General features: G+C 63.3%; 21 protein-coding genes. 7 read left to right on the top strand and 14 right to left on the bottom strand.

All coding sequences use genetic code 11. The features are described 5' to 3' along the window. Nucleotides 1-42 precede the first annotated feature (42 nt). Complete coding sequence (locus tag QQL85_RS18250; protein WP_284355348.1) at nucleotides 43-501, bottom strand: aminoacyl-tRNA deacylase; 459 nt, start codon at nucleotides 499-501, stop codon at nucleotides 43-45. A gap of 98 nt (nucleotides 502-599) precedes the next feature. Between QQL85_RS18250 and QQL85_RS18245 the strand changes: the two genes are divergently transcribed. Together QQL85_RS18245 and QQL85_RS18240 are read left to right on the top strand one after the other, a co-directional pair. Next, nucleotides 600-1,946, top strand: a complete 1,347-nt coding sequence (locus QQL85_RS18245) for an NfeD family protein (protein ID WP_284355347.1) — start codon at nucleotides 600-602, stop codon at nucleotides 1,944-1,946. A 2-nt stretch (nucleotides 1,947-1,948) separates the two neighbouring features. After that, complete coding sequence (locus QQL85_RS18240; RefSeq protein WP_284355346.1) at nucleotides 1,949-2,701, top strand: slipin family protein; 753 nt, start codon at nucleotides 1,949-1,951, stop codon at nucleotides 2,699-2,701. A 30-nt stretch (nucleotides 2,702-2,731) separates the two neighbouring features. Here QQL85_RS18240 and QQL85_RS18235 read toward each other — a convergent pair whose 3' ends face one another. The 3 genes from QQL85_RS18235 to QQL85_RS18225 form a co-directional block, all read right to left on the bottom strand. Next, nucleotides 2,732-3,364, bottom strand: a complete 633-nt coding sequence (locus QQL85_RS18235) for a LysE family transporter (RefSeq protein WP_284355345.1) — start codon at nucleotides 3,362-3,364, stop codon at nucleotides 2,732-2,734. Between the two features lie 80 nt (nucleotides 3,365-3,444). Next, nucleotides 3,445-4,032, bottom strand: a complete 588-nt coding sequence (locus QQL85_RS18230; protein WP_019099861.1) for a mechanosensitive ion channel family protein — start codon at nucleotides 4,030-4,032, stop codon at nucleotides 3,445-3,447. After that, nucleotides 4,032-5,942, bottom strand: a complete 1,911-nt coding sequence (locus QQL85_RS18225; protein ID WP_284355344.1) for an ATP-binding cassette domain-containing protein — start codon at nucleotides 5,940-5,942, stop codon at nucleotides 4,032-4,034. Before QQL85_RS18225 ends, QQL85_RS18230 begins: the two co-directional genes overlap by 1 nt. Nucleotides 5,943-5,992: 50 nt before the next feature. Here QQL85_RS18225 and QQL85_RS18220 point away from each other — a divergent pair, with 50 nt between their 5' ends. Continuing rightward, the gene (locus QQL85_RS18220) at nucleotides 5,993-6,475 is read left to right on the top strand and encodes a TIGR02444 family protein (RefSeq protein ID WP_284355343.1); all 483 of its coding nucleotides are present in this window, start codon (nucleotides 5,993-5,995) and stop codon (nucleotides 6,473-6,475) included. On the opposite strand, the gene QQL85_RS18215 is transcribed toward QQL85_RS18220, so the two are convergent. Next, nucleotides 6,451-7,449, bottom strand: a complete 999-nt coding sequence (locus QQL85_RS18215; protein WP_284355342.1) for an AlgP family protein — start codon at nucleotides 7,447-7,449, stop codon at nucleotides 6,451-6,453. The two genes, QQL85_RS18220 and QQL85_RS18215, sit on opposite strands and share 25 nt — an antisense overlap. 179 nt (nucleotides 7,450-7,628) lie before the next feature. Here QQL85_RS18215 and QQL85_RS18210 point away from each other — a divergent pair, with 179 nt between their 5' ends. Then, a complete protein-coding gene (locus QQL85_RS18210) occupies nucleotides 7,629-8,267 on the top strand; it encodes an FKBP-type peptidyl-prolyl cis-trans isomerase (protein ID WP_284355341.1) in 639 nt (212 codons plus the stop codon). 9 nt (nucleotides 8,268-8,276) lie between these two features. Here the strand turns inward: QQL85_RS18210 and rsd are convergent, their stop codons facing one another. The 7 genes from rsd to QQL85_RS18175 all read right to left on the bottom strand — a co-directional run bounded on the left by rsd (nucleotide 8,277) and on the right by QQL85_RS18175 (nucleotide 14,735). After that, the gene (gene rsd / locus QQL85_RS18205; RefSeq protein WP_284355340.1) at nucleotides 8,277-8,747 is read right to left on the bottom strand and encodes a sigma D regulator; all 471 of its coding nucleotides are present in this window, start codon (nucleotides 8,745-8,747) and stop codon (nucleotides 8,277-8,279) included. A gap of 231 nt (nucleotides 8,748-8,978) precedes the next feature. Beyond that, entirely contained in the window at nucleotides 8,979-9,485 is a 507-nt protein-coding gene (locus tag QQL85_RS18200; RefSeq protein ID WP_284355339.1) for a disulfide bond formation protein B, read from the bottom strand. A gap of 223 nt (nucleotides 9,486-9,708) precedes the next feature. Further along, nucleotides 9,709-10,947: a heme biosynthesis protein HemY gene (locus QQL85_RS18195; RefSeq protein WP_284355338.1), complete on the bottom strand. Its 1,239-nt coding sequence runs from the start codon at nucleotides 10,945-10,947 to the stop codon at nucleotides 9,709-9,711. Continuing rightward, a complete protein-coding gene (locus tag QQL85_RS18190; protein ID WP_284355337.1) occupies nucleotides 10,944-12,044 on the bottom strand; it encodes a uroporphyrinogen-III C-methyltransferase in 1,101 nt (366 codons plus the stop codon). The genes QQL85_RS18195 and QQL85_RS18190 overlap by 4 nt, the downstream gene beginning before the upstream one ends. 45 nt (nucleotides 12,045-12,089) lie before the next feature. Then, complete coding sequence (locus tag QQL85_RS18185; protein WP_284355336.1) at nucleotides 12,090-12,857, bottom strand: uroporphyrinogen-III synthase; 768 nt, start codon at nucleotides 12,855-12,857, stop codon at nucleotides 12,090-12,092. Continuing rightward, nucleotides 12,854-13,795: a hydroxymethylbilane synthase gene (hemC, locus tag QQL85_RS18180; RefSeq protein ID WP_284355335.1), complete on the bottom strand. Its 942-nt coding sequence runs from the start codon at nucleotides 13,793-13,795 to the stop codon at nucleotides 12,854-12,856. Before hemC ends, QQL85_RS18185 begins: the two co-directional genes overlap by 4 nt. Nucleotides 13,796-13,991: 196 nt before the next feature. Next, entirely contained in the window at nucleotides 13,992-14,735 is a 744-nt protein-coding gene (locus QQL85_RS18175) for a LytR/AlgR family response regulator transcription factor (protein WP_043203260.1), read from the bottom strand. A gap of 296 nt (nucleotides 14,736-15,031) precedes the next feature. Between QQL85_RS18175 and argH the strand changes: the two genes are divergently transcribed. Continuing rightward, nucleotides 15,032-16,426, top strand: coding sequence for an argininosuccinate lyase (gene argH, locus QQL85_RS18170; protein WP_014861057.1), 1,395 nt, complete (start codon nucleotides 15,032-15,034; stop codon nucleotides 16,424-16,426). Nucleotides 16,427-16,550: 124 nt separating this feature from the next. On the opposite strand, the gene QQL85_RS18165 is transcribed toward argH, so the two are convergent. Further along, a complete protein-coding gene (locus tag QQL85_RS18165) occupies nucleotides 16,551-17,213 on the bottom strand; it encodes a glutathione S-transferase (RefSeq protein WP_284355334.1) in 663 nt (220 codons plus the stop codon). Between the two features lie 147 nt (nucleotides 17,214-17,360). Between QQL85_RS18165 and QQL85_RS18160 the strand changes: the two genes are divergently transcribed. After that, nucleotides 17,361-17,663: a hypothetical protein gene (locus QQL85_RS18160; protein ID WP_284355333.1), complete on the top strand. Its 303-nt coding sequence runs from the start codon at nucleotides 17,361-17,363 to the stop codon at nucleotides 17,661-17,663. Nucleotides 17,664-17,732: 69 nt separating this feature from the next. Next, on the top strand, nucleotides 17,733-17,978 hold the full coding sequence (locus QQL85_RS18155) for a TIGR02647 family protein (RefSeq protein WP_016714401.1): 246 nt from the start codon (nucleotides 17,733-17,735) through the stop codon (nucleotides 17,976-17,978). Between the two features lie 27 nt (nucleotides 17,979-18,005). On the opposite strand, the gene QQL85_RS18150 is transcribed toward QQL85_RS18155, so the two are convergent. Further along, complete coding sequence (locus tag QQL85_RS18150; RefSeq protein WP_284355332.1) at nucleotides 18,006-19,937, bottom strand: cytochrome c/FTR1 family iron permease; 1,932 nt, start codon at nucleotides 19,935-19,937, stop codon at nucleotides 18,006-18,008. Between the last annotated feature and the right edge of the window lie 119 nt (nucleotides 19,938-20,056).

The following is a 20,056-nucleotide window of genomic DNA, read 5'->3' as shown; positions in this document are numbered from 1 at the left end:
GCAAGCCGTCCACGACGCCCGCCTGGCATTGGTGTGAAAACATCAGCACAGCTCGCGCACTTCGGCGTGCGGCACCAGTTTCATGTACTGCTCCATGCTCATGTGGATCAAGTGATCGTGGTCACCCGCCTCCAGGTAGACATCACCCTGGCGGGTAAGGCTCGGGTCAAGCAGCATTTTTATCTGGTAGGCATCGCCAAGGGCCGGCACGGCGCCGCGTTCGCAGTCATTGAACAGGCTCGGCAGACCGCTTTCGCGGGTGAGTTGCCAGGCCCCTGACATACGCACCTTGGTCATGTCCAGGTGCCGGTTGGCCGGCAGCACAGCCATGATGTAGTTGCCATGACGGTCATCCAGCATCACCGACTTGGCGACCCGCTCGGCGGGCACGCCGGCCGTACGGGCCGACTCCAGGCTGGTGGCCGAATGTGGGTGGGGAATGATGTCGTAGTCGCAGTTGGCCTTGTCCAGGCGAGCCTGCAGTGTTTTAGCCATACGCATGATGCACCTCCGGTTTCGCCCCCCAATTTCCAATTTTAGGCCTGGCAGCAGCAGGCAGGGCTAAACTTGTGCAATAGAGGCAAACGAGGTGACGACAGGTGATCGCCCGGTGCTGGCGCTGGCTGTTGCTGCTGTTGCTGCTTGGCATTACGCCCGGCGGCCAGGCCGCGCCTGGTGCAGTTTGGGTGCTGGGTATCGATGATGCCATCGGCCCTGCCAGCGCCGATTACCTGGTACGCAGCCTCGGCCAAGCCCAGGTGCAAGGCGCGCAATTGGTGGTCATCCGCATGGACACCCCGGGCGGACTGGACAGCGCCATGCGCCAGATGATCAAGGCGATTCTCGCGAGCCCCGTGCCAGTGGCCACCTATGTAGCGCCCAGCGGGGCGCGCGCCGCCAGTGCCGGCACCTATATCCTCTACGCCAGCCATGTTGCCGCGATGGCGCCGGGGACCAACCTGGGTGCCGCCACCCCCGTGCAGATCGGCGGCCCTCCAGGTACGCCGAAGGACGACAAGGCCAAGCGCGGCGATGATGAAACCTTGGCTCGCAAGCAGGTCAACGACGCTGCAGCCTACATCCGTGGCCTGGCGCAACTGCGCGGGCGCAATGCCGATTGGGCAGAGAAAGCCGTGCGCGAGGCGGTCAGCCTGCCTGCCAACGAAGCCTTGCGGCTGAATGTGATCGACCAGGTAGCCGATGACCTGCCCGACCTGTTGCGCAAGCTCGATGGCAAAACGCTTCAGGTTGCCGGCCAGCCGTACCCGCTGCACACGACTGGCGCCAGCCTGGTCGAGCATCTGCCGGATTGGCGCACACGCGTGCTGGCCGTGATTACCAACCCCAGCGTGGCACTTATCCTGATCATGATCGGCGTGTACGGCCTGCTGTTCGAGTTCATGAACCCCGGCTCTACGGTAGGCGGCGTGGTTGGCGGTATCAGCCTGCTGCTGGCGTTGTACGCCCTGCAACTGTTGCCGGTGAGTTTTGCCGGGGTGGCGCTGATCCTGCTCGGCATCGCCTTCATGATCGCCGAAGCCTTCTTGCCCAGTTTCGGCGTGGTCGGCTTTGGCGGCATCGTCGCTTTTGTGGTTGGCGCGCTGATCCTGATCGACACCGATGCACCCGGCTTCGGCATCCCGCTGGCCTTGATCGGTACCCTTGCAGTGCTTTCGGCGCTGCTGATCGGTGGCGTGCTGGGCATGGCCATCAAGGCCCGTCGACGGGTTCTGGTAAGCGGTGACGCCGGGCTGGTCGGCAGCCTGGTCACCGTTACCCAGGTGATGGCAGGCAACCCGTTCTGTGGCGTTGTGCTAGCCCAGGGCGAGCAATGGCAAGCGCAGTGCGCAACACCGCTGCACGCTGGCCAGAACGTGCGGATAACCGCGCGCCATGGCGTGATGCTGGACGTGAGCGCCGCCGCGCCTGCGGCGCAAGGAGAATGACCATGTTCATGCAAATGGGTTTCGGTGCCGTGCTGATCGTGCTGGCGATGCTGTTGCTGTCGGCGTTTCGCATCCTGCGCGAATACGAGCGCGGCGTGGTGTTCCAGCTGGGGCGCTTCTGGCAGGTGAAGGGGCCGGGGCTGATCCTGTTGATCCCGGTGATCCAGCAAATGGTGCGGGTCGATCTGCGTACCGTGGTGCTGGATGTACCGCCACAGGATGTGATCACCCGCGACAACGTCTCGGTCAAGGTCAATGCGGTGCTCTACTTCCGTGTACTCGACCCGCAGAAAGCAATCATCCAGGTCGAGGATTTTCTGGTGGCGACCAGCCAGCTGGCCCAGACAACCCTGCGTGCGGTGCTGGGCAAGCACGAACTGGACGAACTGCTGGCAGAACGCGAGCAGCTGAACCTGGACATCCGCCAGGTGCTGGACGCGCAGACCGATGCCTGGGGCATCAAGGTGGCCAACGTCGAGATCAAGCATGTGGACCTCAACGAATCGATGGTGCGTGCCATCGCCCGGCAGGCTGAGGCTGAACGGGAACGACGGGCCAAGGTGATTCATGCCGAAGGCGAGTTGCAGGCGTCGGAGAAGCTGATGCAGGCGGCGCAGATGTTGAGCAAGGAACCGGGGGCGATGCAGTTACGCTACATGCAGACGCTGGGGATGATTGCCGGGGACAAGAGCTCGACCATTGTCTTCCCGTTGCCGGTGGATCTGCTCAAGGGGTTGGTGGACAGGCAGAAATAGCTGGGGCCTCGACGAGGCCCCAGTCATCTATCAGAGAGGTGCGCGACGCAGGGTAGCCAGGAACGTGGCCGCGCCGATGAACAACCCGGCAAAGGTCCGGTTCAGGCGCTTCTGCTGCTTGGGCGTACGCAGCAAGCGCAACACCCGCGAAGCCAACCCGGTGTACCCCGCCATCACCAGCATGTCCACGCTGATCATGGTCACGGTGATCGCCACATATTGCGGCAGCAACGGCGCATGTGGATTAAGGAACTGCGGCAGCACCGCCAGCATGAACACCAGCGCCTTGGGGTTGCTGACGTTGACCAGGAAGCCACGGAACACCAGGCTCAGCGGTTTGCCGATCGGGCGCACACCCGATTCATCGGCCATGTCCATCGGCAAGGCACGCCATTGCTTGTAGGCCAGGTAGACGAGGTAGGCGACGCCGAACCATTTGATGACCTGGAACGCCGTTGACGAGGCGGCCAGGATAGCGCCGACGCCAGCGGCGATGATGGCGATCTGCACGATCAGGCCTAGTTGCAGGCCCAAGGCGTTCCAATAACCACGCCAGAAGCCGTATTGCAGGCCGCTGGACATCGAGGCAATCGCCCCGGCACCGGGTGAAAGGCTGATCACCCAACAGGCGGCAAAGAAGCCCAACCATACTTCCATCGACATCACACACCTCGCTCGAACATCTGTTACAAAACGTTAAGCTAAGGTGTTGGCGAAAAAATAACCAGCAAAATCTGCAGGACTTAATCAGCCTCGACAGCCGCATCCTTGTGCATAGCTTGCACCTCGGCCCCGCGCCAGCGCCGCACTGATTTCTGGAAGAACTGGCTATTGGGCACCTGCACCAGCGCCCCGCCCGCCTCGGGCATTTCCAGCAAGGTGGTGAACAGCAGGTTGATGGCGATTACCCGCCCTTTGACACCTGGCTTGTCCAGGGTGTCGACGAGCTCGACCACGTCGCCGATGCGAAACGGCCCGACCGTGAAGATCAGCACGGCGCACAGCAGATTGGACAGCACGCTCCACATGGCGAAGAACGCCACCGCCGCCACCGCGACGAAGCCGGACAATGCCGTCCAGAGCACGGTAGCCGAAACGCCCAGCCGCTCCAGCACGAACAACAGCGCGCTGCCCATGATCAGCCAACGCAAGCCACCACGCACCGGCACCAGCAGCTCAGGTGGCAGCGGATAACGCTGGCCCAGGCGGCTCAACCCACGTGCGACGATGCGCTGCAGGACGAAGGCCGCCACCAGGATCAACAGGATCTGCAAGCCCAGCCAGAAGGTGTCCATCCATTGTCCTGGCAACAGCGAACGCAGTTCCTCCATCAGGACAGCGCCTCGAGCTCAGCCTGCATGCTTTCGAGGGTTTCCAGCGCTTCCATCCAGGCCTCTTCCAGCTCGCCCTCGCGTTGCTTGAGCTTGGTCTGACGCGCCAGCAGGTCACGCAGCTCATCCTTGCGCGCCGCTTCGTAGAGGCCACCGTCACCCAGCGCGGTCTCGATCTCGGCCAGCTGCGCATGCACCTGGTTAAGCTCGGTTTCCAGCTTGTCGGCCGCCTTCTTGTGCGGAGCCAGTTGCTGTCGCAGGGCTGCGGCAGCCTGGCGCTGGGCTTTCTTGTCGGTTTTGTCCGGGTTGACCGGGGCAGTACTGGCCGGCGCGCTGCGCTGGCGGTACTCGACCAGCCAGCGGCTGTAATCGTCCAGGTCACCGTCGAAGGTGTCGACCTTGCCGTCGGCTACCAGCAGGAAGTCGTCGGTGGTGCTCTTGAGCAAATGACGGTCGTGGGATACCACCACCACGGCACCGGCAAACTCCTGCAAGGCCATGGTCAGCGCCAGGCGCATTTCCAGGTCGAGGTGGTTCGTCGGTTCATCGAGCAGCAGCAGGTTCGGCCGTTCCCAGGCGATCAACGCCAGCGCCAGGCGGGCCTTCTCGCCACCAGAGAAATTCACTACCGGCTCGTCAGTGCGGTCGCCATGGAAGTCGAAACCACCCAGGAAGTCGCGCAGGGTCTGTTCTCGCTCGGCGGGAGCAATACGCTGCAGGTGCAGCAGCGGGCTGGCCTTGTCGTCCAGTGAGTCCAGCTGGTGCTGGGCAAAGTAGCCAACAGCCAGATTCTCGCCACGTACCAGGCGGCCCGACAACGGCTCAAGCTCGCCAGCGAGGTTCTTGATCAGGGTCGACTTGCCGGCGCCGTTGGGGCCGAGCAAACCAATGCGTGCGCCCGGAATGAGCTGCAATTTGACCTTGTCGAGGATGGCCTTGTCGCCATACCCCAGGCGGCCTTCGGACAGGCTCAACAACGGGCTGGAAATTTTCTGCGACTCGCGGAAGACGAAGTCGAACGGCGAATCCACATGCGCCGCCGACAGCTCCTCCATGCGCTCCAGGGCTTTGATCCGGCTTTGTGCCTGGCGGGCCTTGGTGGCTTGGGCCTTGAAGCGGGCGATGTACTTTTCCATGTGCGCGCGCTGCGCCTGCTGCTTCTCGTAGGCCTGCTGCTGCTGCGCCAGGCGCTCGGCACGGGTGCGCTCGAAAGCGGTGTAACCGCCCTTGTAGAGGTTGAGCTTGCGTTGCTCGACGTGCAGCACATGGTCGACCACGGCGTCGAGGAAGTCGCGGTCGTGGGAAATCAGCATCAGCGTGCCGGGGTAACCCTTGAGCCAGTCTTCCAGCCACAGGATGGCGTCGAGGTCGAGGTGGTTGGTGGGCTCGTCGAGCAACAACAGGTCGGACGGGCACATCAGTGCCTGGGCAAGGTTAAGGCGCATCCGCCAGCCACCCGAGAAGTCGCCGACACGGCGGTCCATCTGCTCGTTGGTGAAGCCCAGGCCCGCCAGCAATTTTCGGGCGCGGGCGTCGGCGGTATAGCCGTCGGCGCTTTCCAGCTCACTGTGCAGGCGCGCCAGTGCGGTACCGTCGTGTGCCTGCTCGGCAGCGGCCAGCTCGGCCTGGACCTTGCGCAGGCGCACATCGCCATCGAGCACATAGTCCACGGCCACGCGGTCGAGGGTATCGACTTCCTGGCGCATATGGGCAATGCGCCAGTCGCCGGGCAAATGGCAATCGCCGCCGTCGGGCGAAAGCTCACCGCGCAGCAAGGCGAACAGGCTGGATTTACCGGCGCCATTGGCGCCGATCAGGCCGGCCTTGTGACCGGGGTGCAGGGTCATGTCGGCGCCGTCTAGCAAGCGCTGCGGACCACGCTGTAAAGTGAGGTTGGATAGTCTGATCATGATGGTCGCGGAGTCTATCAGCTTCCTCGGCCCATAGCGCGAGTAGAACCATGTACACCGACCTGTGGAATCACGCCCTGGCCCTGTATGCCCGGCCCGGCGTGGAAGCGGCTTGCCTGGAGCTTCAGGCGCAGGGTGGCGATGTCTGCCTGCTGTTATGCGCAACCTGGCTGCAGACGCGTGGCGTGGCTGTGCTGGATAAGCGCGCACAGGCGTTGAGCGAGATTGCCGAGCGTTGGCAGCGTGAAGTGGTCTTCCCGTTACGCAGCCTGCGTCAGCAATGGCGAGCGGCAGCGCAGAGTGATGCGCAGCTGGCAGCGTTACGTGAGCAGGTGAAGGGGCTGGAGTTGCAGGCCGAGAAGACTTTGCTGGAGCGTTTGCAGGAACGCTCGCGACAGTGGCCCACGGACTCGCGTGGGCTCACGGACGACTGGCTGACCCGGCTGGCGCCGGAGCCTGCCCGCCGCCACGACGCGCTGGATCAGCTGCGCGTCGCGGCAGCTACGCTTCAGGACGCCGAAGACGGGGCCTGAGCCGGGGTGCTGGCGGGTGCCGATGGTGCTACCGAAGCAGCCGGAGTGGCCGAGTTGGTTGCGGCGGCCGCGGTGCTGGCAGGCGTAGCGGGTTTGGCTTCGGCTGGCTTGCTGGCAACAGGTTTGGCGGCAGCTGGCTTGGCAGCCGTGCGTGCTGGGGCCTTGGCAGCTGCGGGTTTCGCCGCTGGCTTGGCTGCAGGCTTGGCGGCTGTGGCCGCTGGTTTGGCCGCCGGCTTGGCAGCAGCGGTCGCTTTGGCAGCTGGCTTCGCCGCAGGCTTGGCAGTAGCGGTCGCTTTCGCAGCGGGTTTCGCCGCAGGCTTGGCAGTAGCGGTCGCTTTCGCAGCGGGTTTCGCCGCAGGCTTGGCAGCAGCGGTCGCTTTCGCAGCTGGCTTCGCCGCAGGCTTGGCAGCAGCGGTCGCTTTCGCAGCGGGTTTCGCCGCAGACTTGGCAGCAGCGGTCGCTTTCGCAGCGGGTTTCGCCGCAGGCTTGGCAGCAGCGGTCGCTTTGGCAACTGGCTTGGCTGCAGGTTTGGCTGCTGCAGCGGTTCTGGCAGCCGGCTTGGTGGTCTTGGCAGCACGCGAATCCAGCGCCTTGGCTGCTGCTTCGCGAACCTTGCCGACACCCTGGGCCAGCCTGAGGCTGTCCTGAGCGTCACGCTTGAGTTGCTGGATATAAGAGCGGGTCTGGGTTTGACGTTCCTTGAGGGCGTCGAGCAGCCCTTCAAGTTCGCCAATGGCTTTTTGCGCCTTGGTCTGCGCCTTGGCTTTACCTGCCTTGGCCGCATCCTGCAATTTCAGGCGACCGTTGTGCAGTTTTTCCTGGGCTTTACCACGCTGCTTTTCCAACTTGGCCAGCAGTTTTTCCGCATCAGCCAGCGCTTGCGAGCAGGCATCTTCCAAGTGTTCGAGCAGGCTGCCCGAAAGTTGCTGGAGCAGGTGTAACGGCGTACTTACTGGCTTCTTTTTGGCCGACATGGTTTACCTCCTGGCTGACGAGATTGCGGCTCATACTATGCTTCTGCTGCTACCGCCGCTAGGGCATGTTGACCGTAATATTTACGCCGCGTTGCATGCCTGGGCAAAGTTGTTATCTTGCAGCTGCGTGAAAGTGTAGTTGCTGAATTAATCATTGCTGATATTTGGGAGCCAGGGCATTGCCTCGATATTTTGTTTTAGGTTTATGCCTGCTGGCACCCATCGCCCTGGCCGACAGCGACGACCACGACCTGGCCTACAGCCTGGGAGCCAGCCTGGGTGAGCGACTACGCCAGGAGATGCCGGGCTTGCAAGTGGATGCACTGGTCGAAGGCCTTAAACAGTCCTATCAGGGGCAACCGCTAAAGCTCGACAAGGCACGCATGCAGGCAGTACTTCAGCAGCATGAAGCGCAGGAAGGTGATGCCGCCACGCAGAAACTGCAGGCAGCCGAAACACGCTTCATGGCCAATGAGCGTGGGCGTTATGGGGTACACGAACTACCAGAAGGCGTGCTCTACAGCGAACTGCAGGCGGGCAATGGCGCGCAGCCCAAAGCAGACGGCAAAGTACAGGTACGCTATGTGGGCAGGTTGCCGGATGGCTCGGTGTTCGACCAGAACCAGACGCCCCAGTGGTTCAATCTGGATTCGGTAATCGAAGGCTGGCAGGTGGCCCTGCCGCAGATGCACGCGGGCGCCAAATGGCGCCTGGTGATTCCATCAGCGAAAGCCTACGGCGCCGAGGGCGCGGGTGACCTTATCGCACCCTTTACACCCTTGGTATTCGAGATCGAACTGCTGGCGGTTAGCGACTGACGCCAACCCTCAGGCCTGGACTGCGCCCTCTTCCTTGTGCGCGTTGTGCAGCACTTCGATCAGGCAATCCTCGAGTTCGAAGCGCTCGTGCAGCAAGGCACCCAACTTCGCCAGTTTCTCGGCGAAACGCTCCGGGTCCGAGCACTCACCCTTGGCACAATGGTCGTTGAAGGCCAGCGCAATCTGGGTGCTGTCATCAATACGAGGATTGATCTGCGTAGCCAGCTCCAGACCGCGCGTGTCACCAAATGCCTTGGCTTCGCTGACCAATTGTTCGCTGACCTCGAAGTGCCACGCCGACACATAGTCGACAAGGAGAGCACAGAAGTCCCCGTGCGTATCCTTGTCGGCGAAGGCCGGCTTCACATCGCGCAGGGCGCGGAAAGCCTGCACCAGTTCCTGGCGCTCCGTCAGCCAACGGTCGATCAGATCATGAACCCCACCCCAGCGTTCCTGGGCGTTCTGACAACTATCGAGCATGGCGATCTCTTCCCTTCTGGGTAGATGCCGCTGCACCTCGCACCACGACCGCGCGGCACAAAGGTGACATCAGCAGGACGGCATCGGGCAGTTGTATTTTCGGTATCCGTGCTGGGAGATTATTCCCGCGCGTGCTGCCCATCAAGGTACGCAGCGGACAAAGTTCATACAAGTGTTTAATACGCTGTTACACCACCACTGGTCGCGCTAGTGGCCAAGCCTTGTTCCAGGTCAACTTCTTGCCAGGGTGCGGAAACGATACGCCAACAGGCAACTCAAGGGCAGCGCCGCCAACAGCAGGAAGGCCAACAGGCTCCACTCGGGTAACGTCAGGTCGAAAAAGCTCCAGGTCAGCGAACTGCAATCCGGGCCACCGAGCAGCAGTTGCCGCACCGCTTCGCCCCAGGATTGCTCGAACACCCGCCCGATTGGCACCGGGCATACATGAGCGGCCCCGTCAGCGCCCTGCAACCAGACATGCCGTGCTGCCAGCAACGCGCCGGCCAGTGAGCAACCCAACGCCACCCGTGCATAACGAAGGATGCCCTGCGTGCCCGGTGCCTGCAGCACGGCTGCCAGGCTCAGCAGCGCGTACGCACCCAGCAGCAAGCGCTGGCTGAAGCACAAAGGGCACGGCACCAGCCCTGGGATGTTTTCCAGTTGAAAAGACGCAACCAGTACCGCCAGGGCGGCCAGGCAGGCAGGAAGGAAACAAGCGCGCAATCGGGCCGGCAGCATGGGCAGTGAAGGTCCCGGGGGAAGATGTAGTGGCTTGAAACGGTAGAGGAAAGACGTGCTTTGTTTCAAGGCGCGACAGCAACGACAAATCGCTGAATCGCGTAGGAAATTTCCAGAGATGCAGTAGGAGGTGCCTGAAGAAATGGACTTCAGATCTAACTTGCAAGGATAGATAAATTACCGACCCCCAAAGCCCGCACCTTGGCGCGGGCCCTGGGGTAGGTCAGGCGCGTACGCCTTCTGGCAACGGCAGGGCCAGCAGGCGTTCGTCCAGCAGGCCGAGGCCCTCCTGGAACAGCTGGTTACTGCGCTCGGTCTCGCCCAGGCCGGCGAGCAGGCGGGCGAGTTCGGCACAGGCCTCGGGATTGCGCTCCATGCGCAGGCTGCTTTCCAGGTAATCACGCGCCTTGCCCCACAGGCGGTTCTGCAGGCTCAGGCGGCCCAGGGTCAGCAGCAGGCTGGCGTCTTGCGGGTGAGCCTTGAGCCAACCTTCAGCGGTTTGCAGCTGACGCGCCGGGTCATCACCACGCACCAGGCCGTACAAGCGGGCCAGGTGGCTTTCGTAGTCGCGCTTGAGGGCCGTACGCAGTACTTGCTCCGCTTCGCTCTGCGCACCGACCTGGCGCAATTGCTCGGCGTAGGCCAGCACCAGCTGTGGTTCCTGACGCTGGGCTGCGGTCAGTTGCTGCCAGGCGCGTTCCAGGGCCTGGCGTGCACTTTGCGAATCTTCGCCACGCGTGGTCGCCAGGCTCAGGTTCTGACCCCAGGCACGTTTCTCCAGGGCAGCCAGCTCAGCGGCCGGCAGCACCTTGCCCTTGCGCAAGTCCGGCAGCAGGCGGATCAGTGCCGACCAGTCGCCGCGCTCCAGGTGCAGGCGCTGCAACAGGCGCAGCACCTGGTTGTTGTGCGGGTGGCGTTCCTGCATGGCCAGCAGGGTTTCCAGGGCTCCGTCACTTTCGCCACGGTCCATCTGCAATTGTGCATGGGTCAGGGCAATGGCCAATTCCGCTTGCGGCTGACGCTCCAGGGCACGCTCCAGCAGGTTATCGCTGTCTTCGGCCCGGCCTTGCTCGTTGGCAGCACGCGCGGCACCGAGGTAGTACAACAGCGGTTGGCGTTCGGCCTCGGCGGCACGGTGCAAGTGGCGCTGGGCACTGGCCCAGCGGCCTTCGGCAAGGTCCAGCTGGCCTTGTTCGATGGCCACACGGATGCGTCGGCTGCGGTTACGCCGCGACCACGGGTTGACCACGCCGCTGGAGGTCAGCACCAGACCAACCAGGTAGCGCAACAGCCACAGCAGTGCGACCACGGCCAGCAGGCCAGCCAAGGCCGCCCATAGCCCGGACTGGTAGCGGAAGCCGCCATAGGAAATCAGTACATAGCCGCTGTGCTTGGCGACTGCGATACCCAACGCCGCAGCGACCACGATCGCCAGCACGGCCAGCAGGTAGACACGCTTCATGGCTTGCCCCCTTCAGCCTCGGCCGGCAGGTGACGGCGCTGAATGTAGGCCTGCACGGCCGCCAGGCTTTCGCTGAGGTCGGGGGTAACCACCGACACCGGTTGATCGGCCAAGGCGTTGAGGCTGTCGAGCATGGCTTTGCTTTGCGGGTTGTCGGCGTTGAAATTGGCCAGCAGCACGCTGCGGGCGTCGTCCAGCGCCTGGGTGTAGACCTTGGCATCACCATTGAGTGCAGCCCACTGAGCTTGCTCGATGGTCAGGCTCAGGGCCAGGCGGAGCTGATTGAGTTGCTGCCCGGCCAGCAGTGGCCGCACGTTGTCATCGGCATTGAAGTCGATCTGGAAGTACTTGGAGATCTCTGCCCACCACTGCGACAGGCGGCTGGCACCATCACCGTCAGCGGTCAGGGCGCCGAGCGCATCGGCATCGCTGGCGAATTCGGGCGATTGGGCGCTGAGCTGCTGCACCAGCTCGCGCTGAGCGGCCAGTTTCAGGAACAGGCCGGTGCGATCCGGTTGCTGGGTGCTGTTAAGCGTGGCCAGGCTGCGTGCCAGTTGCTCGCGGGCGGCGAAGGCACCCGGGTCGCTCTGCTCGCGCAGGATTTCGTCTGCGCCTTCGACCAGCGCCTTGGCACTGGTGATGTCCTGCAAGGCCGACAGGCGCAGGGTAGCCAGGCGCAGCAAGTGCTCGGCCTCGGCCAGGCGCCATTCCTTGCGGCTCTCGCCAAGCACGGTTTCCAGCCGCTGACTGAGGCGTTGCTGGTCGCCCTGCAATTGCGCCACCAGGCGGCGGCGGTCTTCCAGCTCGCTGGCTGCCGGTAGGCTGGCCAACTGCGCGCTGATCTGCTGTTCGCGCTGCTGCAGGGCTTCGGCGCGCTGGTTCAGCGCCTCGATGTGCTGGCCCTGGTTGAACTCGCTGCCTTGCAGTTGACGCACCTGCCAGACACCCCAACCACCTACTGCCACCCCGGCGGCGCCAAGTAACAAGGCCAACGCTGCCAGGCCGCTGCCGGAGCGCTTGGCAGGTGGGGCGGTAACGGGTTCCGCCGGCGCCTGTGCCGACGGCTGATCGTTATTGGACAAGACAGTCTCGCTCACGTATCCATCCTTTGCATGGGGGCGCATCGCGTTCAGCTTAGCGCCTTAAGAGGCAGGTGCAGCGCTGTGCTGCACAGCTGCCAGCAAGGCCGTGGCACTGGCGCCACGGCAATCCACAACCTGTTGGGCCCCGGCGGCCCTGGCCTGTTCGGCTACCCGAGGGCTGGGTACAAACAGCGGCAAGCGTGCCAGCTGCGGCCAATCGGCGCCGGCCAGCTGCTGCAAATGTTCAAAACCCTGCCCACTGCTGACCACCAGGCCATTGAGGCGTTCCGCTTCGATGCGGCGCTTCAGGGTGCCCGCCGGGTAAGCCGGCAGGCAGCGACGATACAGTTCCAGATATTCGACACTAGCACCTTGCTCTGCAAGACGCTCTGCCAGCAGTTCGCGACCTCCGAGGCCGCGAACGATCAACACTCGCGGTGCAGGCACGGCAACGGCCTGAAGCAAGGCCGGCAGCGCCAGCAAGGCTTCGCTGTCATCGCCACGCGCAGGGGTGCTTACCTCCAGCCCCGCACCTTGCAGCACGGCAGCGGTTGCCTCGCCCACGGTGAACCAGCCTTGACGTGGCGGCTGCCGATTGGCCTCGGCCAGTCGCTCAAGCAACAGCCGAGCCGCCGGCTTGCTGACCACGATGATCGCCTGGAAGCCATGCAAGCCTTGCAACAGCTGCTGTTGCCGGGCCTCCACGGTGACAGGCTCTATCGCCAGCAGCGGCAGGCAGCTGCTGCCTACCCCCGCTGCTGCCAGGCTTTGCGCCAGTGCCGCGCAGTCCTCGGCAGGCCGGGTCAGCAACAGGCGCCATTGGCTCACGGGTGGCCGGCCTCGCCGTAGACTTCCTTGAGGATGGCCTCGGCACCTTGGCCCAGCAGGTCTTCGGCCACCTGCACGCCCAAGGTTTCGGCAGCCGCGCGGGGAGCACGGGCATCGGCCACCAGCAAGGTGCCGCCGCTAGGCTGGCCGACCAGGCCACGCAGCCACAATTGGTCGCCTTCGAGTACTGCGTAGCAGGCGATCGGCACCTGGCAGCCGCCATTCAGCCGTTTGTTCAAGGCGCGTTCGGCCACCACCCGGTCGGCGGTGTCGGCATGGTGCAGCGGCGCCAGCAGCGCGTGGATCTCGACGTCGGCACTGCGGCATTCGATACCCACCGCGCCCTGCCCGCCAGCGGGCAGGCTGTCATCGACGCTGATGGAGGCGGTGATACGGTCTTCAAAACCCAGGCGGATCAGGCCGGCGGCGGCGAGGATGATGGCGTCGTATTCGCCGGCATCCAGCTTGGCCAGGCGAGTGTTGACGTTGCCACGCAGGAAGCGGATTTGCAGGTCCGGGCGGCGCGCCAGCAACTGGGCCTGGCGGCGCAGGCTGGATGTGCCGACGATGCTGCCGGCAGGCAGCGCTTCCAGGCTGTCAAAGGTATTGGAAACAAAGGCATCACGCGGGTCTTCGCGCTCGCAGATGCAGTACAGGCCCAGGCCTTCGGGGAAGTCCATGGGCACGTCCTTCATCGAGTGCACGGCGATGTCGGCTTCGTTGTCCAACAGGGCGGTTTCCAGTTCCTTGACGAACAGGCCCTTGCCGCCGATTTTGGCCAGCGGCGCATCGAGCAACTTGTCACCACGGCTGACCATGGGCACCAAGGTCACCAGCAGACCGGGGTGGGCCTGCTCGAGGCGGGCTTTGACGTATTCGGCCTGCCACAGGGCCAAGGCACTTTTACGGGTGGCAATGCGGATTTCGCGAGTGGACATGAAACGCCCCGATCCAGAGAAATACCGTCGATGATAACAGCATCGCCGGTATCGCTAGCAGATGTGGATCAGGTTCCTGTGCTCACCTGTACCGGCCCAATCGCCAGCAAGCCAGCGCCCACAGGAACCGTGCAAGGTTCAAGGTTGGCGCTGTACCTGTGGGCGCTGGCTTGCCGGCGATTGGGCCGGTACAGGTTTAGAGGGTCTGCATCATCTTGCGCACGCCGGCCACATGCCGCCGGCTGACAGTCAGGGCATCACCGTCCAGGCCTTTCAGGTACAACTGAAAATGCCCCAGCGGGGTGCGCTGCAGGCGCTCTATGCGCTCGCGGGCGACCAGCGCATTGCGGTGGATACGTACAAAACGTTCGCCAAACTCGTCTTCCAGGGCCTTGAGTGGCTCGTCGAGCAACACTTCCCCTGCCTCGTGGCGCAAGGTCACATACTTGTGGTCGGCAATGAAGTAGATCACCTGGGGCAAAGGGATCAGCTCGATGCCTTTGCGCGTGCGGGCACTGATATGGCTGCGTGGGCCACCACCTTCATTGGCCGGCCGGGTAAGCGCCGCCAGCTGGGCGCGGTTGGGTTTTTCGGCCTTGCGCAAGGCATCGCGCAGCGTCTGGGCCTGGAAGGGTTTGGTCACATGGCTGAGGGTACTGTCCTTGAATGCCTCGGCACCGTATTCATCATCCCCGGTGCAAAACACCACCGCCGGCGGCGCCTCACGTTCGCACAGGCGAGCGGCGACCTGCAGGCCATCCAGGCCTGGCATGCCGATGTCCAGCAGGACCACATCGGGCTTGAGGCTTTCGATCAACGCAAGGGCCTCCTCGCCGTTGGTGGCGCTAGGCTCCAGCACGGTGTAACCCTCCAGTTCGCCGAGCAGCCGGCTGAGGCGTTCACGGCCTTGGGGTTCGTCATCAACGATCAGGACATTCATAATTGCGCTGGATTCCTGAATGAGTCTCGCACAGGTATAGCGTAGACAGGTGTGGTTCGAGCGACACTGCGGTCACGCTCTAGACCGGTGCGATGGCCAAAGATTCACTCGGACGGCAGATTCACTGCCTGTCCTTTGTCCAACTGTAGACGGTCCGTGGAACACTGCCGTTCATTCCTTAAAATCGTTCTCTGCCGTTATCCGGGCATTTCTCTCGACCAGCGCCCTGCGGCGGCCAGCCCAACCCTGCTATCATCGGCGCCACTTTTTCGTTCACGCCTGCAATGAGTGAATCCATGAGCACCGACAAGACCAATCAGTCCTGGGGCGGCCGCTTCAGTGAGCCCGTCGACGCCTTCGTCGCCCGTTTCACCGCCTCGGTCGATTTCGACAAGCGCCTGTACCGCCACGACATCATGGGTTCGATCGCCCATGCCACCATGCTGGCGCAGGTCGGCGTGCTCAGCGATGCCGAGCGCGACACCATCATCGATGGCCTGAAGACCATCCAGGGCGAGATCGAGGCCGGCAACTTCGACTGGCGCGTCGACCTCGAAGACGTGCACATGAACATCGAGGCACGCCTGACCGACCGCATCGGCATCACTGGTAAGAAGCTGCACACCGGCCGTAGCCGTAATGACCAGGTGGCCACCGATATCCGCCTGTGGCTGCGCGATGAAATCGACCTGATCCTGGCCGAAATCACCCGCCTGCAGCAGGGCCTGCTGGAGCAGGCCGAGCGTGAAGCCGAAACCATCATGCCTGGTTTCACCCACCTGCAGACGGCCCAGCCGGTCACTTTCGGCCACCACCTGCTGGCCTGGTTCGAAATGCTCAGCCGCGACTACGAGCGCCTGGTCGACTGCCGCAAGCGCACCAACCGCATGCCTCTGGGCAGCGCCGCGCTGGCGGGCACCACCTACCCGATCGACCGCGAGCTGACCTGCAAGCTGCTGGGCTTCGAAGCCGTGGCCGGCAACTCGCTGGACGGCGTGTCGGACCGTGACTTCGCCATCGAATTCTGCGCCGCTGCCAGCGTGGCGATGATGCACCTGTCGCGCTTCTCCGAAGAACTGGTGCTGTGGACCAGCGCGCAGTTCCAGTTCATCGACCTGCCGGACCGCTTCTGCACCGGCAGCTCGATCATGCCGCAGAAAAAGAACCCGGACGTGCCAGAGCTGGTTCGTGGCAAGAGCGGCCGCGTGTTCGGCGCCCTCACCGGCCTGCTGACCCTGATGAAAGGCCAGCCGCTGGCCTACAACAAGGACAACCAGGAAGACAAGGAGCCGCTGTTCGACGCCGCCGACACCCTGCGCGACTCGCTGCGTGCCTTTGCCGACATGATCCCGGCGATCAAGCCCAAGCACGCCATCATGCGTGAAGCGGCCCTGCGCGGTTTCTCCACCGCCACCGACCTGGCCGACTACCTGGTACGCCGTGGCCTGCCGTTCCGTGACTGCCACGAAATCGTTGGCCACGCGGTGAAGTATGGCGTGGACACCGGCAAGGACCTGGCCGAGATGAGCCTGGACGAACTGCGCCAGTTCAGCGACCAGATCGAGCAGGACGTGTTTGCCGTGCTGACCCTGGAAGGTTCGGTGAATGCCCGTGACCACATTGGTGGTACGGCACCGGCGCAGGTGCGTGCCGCGGTTGTGCGCGGCAAAGCGCTGCTGGCTTCGCGTTAAGGCCCATTGCGAGGGCTTCGCCCTCGTTCGCGGGCAAGCCCGCTCCCACAAGTATTGCACTGGCCTCAAAAGCGGTGCTGTACCTGTGGGAGCGGGCTTGCCCGCGAATGGCCCACCTCTGATTTCAGCGTTTACCGCTGCGAATCATCTCCATGAAGGCCGGCATCGCCGCCTCCTTGTCCGCCACGATCCGCGCCATGTGCGGGTTCTCGCCCATCAGCTGCAGCAACGCCTTGGCCTGCGGGAAGTCCGCCAGGAAGTCGATGTTCAGCACTTTCTTGCCCACGGCATACGCCAGGTCGACCGAGAAGCAGAACATGAGGTCTGCCAGCGTCACCTGTTCCCCTGCCACAAACGGCGCAAAGCGGCCGTTGCGCTTGAGGGTGGCAAACCCTGCCAGCAAATCGGCACGGGCTTTCTCTTTGACCAGCGGCTCAACCGACATGCCAAAGAACGACTCGGCATAGCAGGTACGCGCCGGCAGCTCGATGTACAGCTCGATTTCCTTGAGCAGCTCACGCACCTTGGCTTGGCCAAACGGATCGGCTGGCAGCAGTGCCTTGCCGCCTTGGGTCTGTTCGATGTAGTCGAGGATCACACTGGTTTCGCTGAGAAAGCCGTGTTCGGTTTCAAGCACCGGCACTTTGCCCCGCGGGCTCACTTCCAGCGCCTGTGGCGCCTGGCCGCCATAGAAGGTGACTTCCTCGAAGGGCAGGCCTTTTTCCAGTAGGGCCAGCTTGACCATGTTGTAGTAATTGCTGACCGAGAATCCGTAGAGCTTGAGCATGAGGTAACAGCCTCCAGGCCGTAAGGGGTTGGCTCGGCTTTTATAGACCCATCGACCTTACCTGACCAGCGTCATGCACCCCGTCAATGCCCGGGCATTGCCGCCACAGGCGTGGCACACTGTGCATCCCATCACAGGAGTACCGCCATGAGCGAGCCCACCGACATCGACAATGACGACGACGAAGCCTTCGCCGAGGCGACGCTGACCCAGGCCATCGAGAACCAGATTGAAAGCGGCGAGCCACCTGCGGCCAAGGCCACCTTCAACAAGCTGACCCTGGTCGGTTACGAGCGCGAGGACATCCTCAACCTGATGGCCCATGTGCTGGCCTTCGAGATCGACAACATGCTGGTAGAGGACCGCGCGTTCAACGGCGAGTGGTATGAGAGCGCTCTGCGGGCGCTGCCGGAGCTGCCGCCTGAGATGGATCAAGGCGAGGACGAATAACCCGACTACACTCGAAGGTCAGGCACCGCTGACGGTGCCGCCATCCTTGTCTGGAAGTCAGGAGCTGCCATGCCTTTTACCCCCGATCTGATCGACGAACTGGAAGTACTCGCGCTGTTCAAACACGACAGCAGCCAGGAAGGCATCAAGATAACCAGCACCGCCGCCCCTGCCCTGATCGCGGCTGCGCAACGCCTGCATGAAAAAGGGCTGACCGATCAACCCGATGGCGGCTACCTGACCAGCCTGGGTCATGACGCCGTCGAAAGTGTCCAGCTGCTGCAGAACATTCTCAAGGCGCCACAACCTGCCTGATCATATAGCTTTCCCAGGATGGCGGCCTCAGTTGGCCGCCGCCCTGCGTTTTTCCGCCAACCGCGAGCGCCCATACAGGAACATGATGGCCAGCAAGGCCACCGCCTGTGCCGACAGCGAGTAGGCATCTGCGTGAATCCCCAGCCAGTCGAACTCGAAGAACGCCACCGGTCGTGTGCCAAGCACCCCGGCCTCTTGCAGCGCCTTCACGCCATGCCCCGCGAACACCACCGACAGCGCGCACAGCAGCGCGGCATTGATACTGAAGAACAGCGAAAGCGGTAGCTTCGCAGAACCACGCAGGATCACCCAGGCCAATCCCACCAACACCACCAGCGCCGTGGCGCCCCCCGCCAGCACCGCCTGGTGCCCGGCAGGGCCTGCCTGCAGCCACAGGGTTTCGTAGAACAGGATCACTTCGAACAGTTCGCGGTAAACCGAGAAGAACGCCAGCAAGGCGAAACCGAATCGCCCACCGCCGCTGACCAGGCTGCTCTTGATGTAGTTCTGCCAGGCTGCGGCGTGGCGTCGGTCGTGCATCCACACGCCGAGCCACAGCACCATCACTGCAGCGAACAGCGCCGTGCAACCTTCCAGCAGCTCGCGCTGGGCACCACCCACATCGATCACATAAGCCGCCAGCGCCCAGGTGGCAAAGCCTGCAACCAGCGCCAGGCCCCAGCCAATGTTGACGCTACGCACCGCCGACTGCTGGCCGGTGTTGCGCAGGAAGGCCAGGATCGCCGCCAGAACCAGAATGGCTTCAAGGCCTTCGCGTAGCAGGATCAGCAAACCGGAGATAAAGCTCAGCGACCAGCTCAGGCCATCGCTACCCAACAGCTTCGCGGCCTGGTCGAGCTTGATCTTGGCTTCGGCTAGCCGTTGCTCGGCCTGGGCCACGGGCAGCCCGTCCTGCAACGATTGGCGGTAGGCCATCAGGGATTTCTCGGTGTCCTTGCGCACCTGGGTGTCGATGTTGTCCAGTGAGCTTTCCACCAACTCGAAGCCTTCCAGGTAGGCCGCCACCGACAGGTCATAGGCCTGGTCGTGGTCGCCTGCACGGTAGGCAGCCAGGCTCTTGTCCAGCGTGCTGGCGGTGTATTCGAGCAATTGCGCCGGGCCGCGTTTGACCTGCGGCGGCTGGGCACGCTGGGCGCGGAACGCCTCCAGCACCGCCGCGCCTTCGTTGGCAGCGACCTCGGCCGGGGTCTGGCGTGCCAGGTCGGCGATGTTCCAGGTCTTGTCGCCTTTGGCGGCCTGTGGGTTGGCTGAGAAGCTGGCGATGTAAGCGGCTACATCCCAGCGCTGGCGATCATCCAGCTGGTCGGCAAAGGACGGCATTTCGGTGCCGTCGATACCAAGGGCCAGGGTGTTGTAGAGGTCGAACAGGCTCAACTGGTCGAGGCGCGTGGCGTCACGCAGGTTAGCAGGCGCAGGCTCCAACCCAACGCCCGCAGGACCATCGCCTGCGCCTGTGTCACCGTGGCAGATGGAGCAGTTCTGCGCATACAACGCGGCGCCACGGGCCGGATCCGGGGTAATTACCGGGGCCTGGCTAACTTCGTAAGCCACCGCCAGACGTGCGCCCAGTTGCCTGGCTTGCTTGGCCACAGCAGCGCCATCCTGGCGTTCATCGATGGCTTGGCGCAGCGCCCGTACACCCTGCTCAAGCCCAGTTTGCTCAGCGTGTGCCGGCAAGGCTTTTACCAGGTCGGCCAATACCGTGCTGAACTCCTGTTGTTCACGGTATTCGCCATCGTCGATCACCTTGCCATCGCGCACAGTCGGCGGGTAGTCGGCGCCGATGTAATCGAGCAGGTGCAAGGCCTTGGCGGCCTCGGCGGGGGCTTCGGCCATCGCCATGGTGCTGCACAGCGCCAGCACCGGCCACAGAAGCCAGGCAAGCAGACGGGAACGGGTTTTCATGGCCAGTCTCGAAGGGAATGCGAAAGAGAACATTGTTCACTCCGACTTGGCTTCCCTCAAGGGTGCTGGGCGGATTTCATGAAAAATCTTGCTACAAATCTGATGGGGCGGGGATTCGCGGGACTCGTGGGAGCGGGCTTGCCGGCGATTGG

Source organism: Pseudomonas putida, from assembly GCF_030159595.1.
Taxonomy (GTDB): domain Bacteria; phylum Pseudomonadota; class Gammaproteobacteria; order Pseudomonadales; family Pseudomonadaceae; genus Aquipseudomonas; species Aquipseudomonas putida_AC.
This window is presented reverse-complemented; position numbering and strand designations above follow the sequence as displayed.

Excerpts from the sequence above, each read along its gene's own strand:
- QQL85_RS18250 (WP_284355348.1), bottom strand. The coding sequence starts at position 501 with ATGCGTATGGCTAAAACACTGCAGGCTCGCCTGGACAAGGCCAACTGC.
- QQL85_RS18240 (WP_284355346.1), top strand. The coding sequence starts at position 1,949 with ATGTTCATGCAAATGGGTTTCGGTGCCGTGCTGATCGTGCTGGCGATG.
- QQL85_RS18235 (WP_284355345.1), bottom strand. The coding sequence starts at position 3,364 with ATGTCGATGGAAGTATGGTTGGGCTTCTTTGCCGCCTGTTGGGTGATC.
- QQL85_RS18230 (WP_019099861.1), bottom strand. The coding sequence starts at position 4,032 with ATGGAGGAACTGCGTTCGCTGTTGCCAGGACAATGGATGGACACCTTC.
- QQL85_RS18225 (WP_284355344.1), bottom strand. The coding sequence starts at position 5,942 with ATGATCAGACTATCCAACCTCACTTTACAGCGTGGTCCGCAGCGCTTG.
- QQL85_RS18220 (WP_284355343.1), top strand. The coding sequence starts at position 5,993 with ATGTACACCGACCTGTGGAATCACGCCCTGGCCCTGTATGCCCGGCCC.
- QQL85_RS18215 (WP_284355342.1), bottom strand. The coding sequence starts at position 7,449 with ATGTCGGCCAAAAAGAAGCCAGTAAGTACGCCGTTACACCTGCTCCAG.
- rsd (WP_284355340.1), bottom strand. The coding sequence starts at position 8,747 with ATGCTCGATAGTTGTCAGAACGCCCAGGAACGCTGGGGTGGGGTTCAT.
- QQL85_RS18200 (WP_284355339.1), bottom strand. The coding sequence starts at position 9,485 with ATGCTGCCGGCCCGATTGCGCGCTTGTTTCCTTCCTGCCTGCCTGGCC.
- QQL85_RS18195 (WP_284355338.1), bottom strand. The coding sequence starts at position 10,947 with ATGAAGCGTGTCTACCTGCTGGCCGTGCTGGCGATCGTGGTCGCTGCG.
- hemC (WP_284355335.1), bottom strand. The coding sequence starts at position 13,795 with ATGTCCACTCGCGAAATCCGCATTGCCACCCGTAAAAGTGCCTTGGCC.
- QQL85_RS18175 (WP_043203260.1), bottom strand. The coding sequence starts at position 14,735 with ATGAATGTCCTGATCGTTGATGACGAACCCCAAGGCCGTGAACGCCTC.
- argH (WP_014861057.1), top strand. The coding sequence starts at position 15,032 with ATGAGCACCGACAAGACCAATCAGTCCTGGGGCGGCCGCTTCAGTGAG.
- QQL85_RS18165 (WP_284355334.1), bottom strand. The coding sequence starts at position 17,213 with ATGCTCAAGCTCTACGGATTCTCGGTCAGCAATTACTACAACATGGTC.
- QQL85_RS18160 (WP_284355333.1), top strand. The coding sequence starts at position 17,361 with ATGAGCGAGCCCACCGACATCGACAATGACGACGACGAAGCCTTCGCC.
- QQL85_RS18155 (WP_016714401.1), top strand. The coding sequence starts at position 17,733 with ATGCCTTTTACCCCCGATCTGATCGACGAACTGGAAGTACTCGCGCTG.
- QQL85_RS18150 (WP_284355332.1), bottom strand. The coding sequence starts at position 19,937 with ATGTTCTCTTTCGCATTCCCTTCGAGACTGGCCATGAAAACCCGTTCC.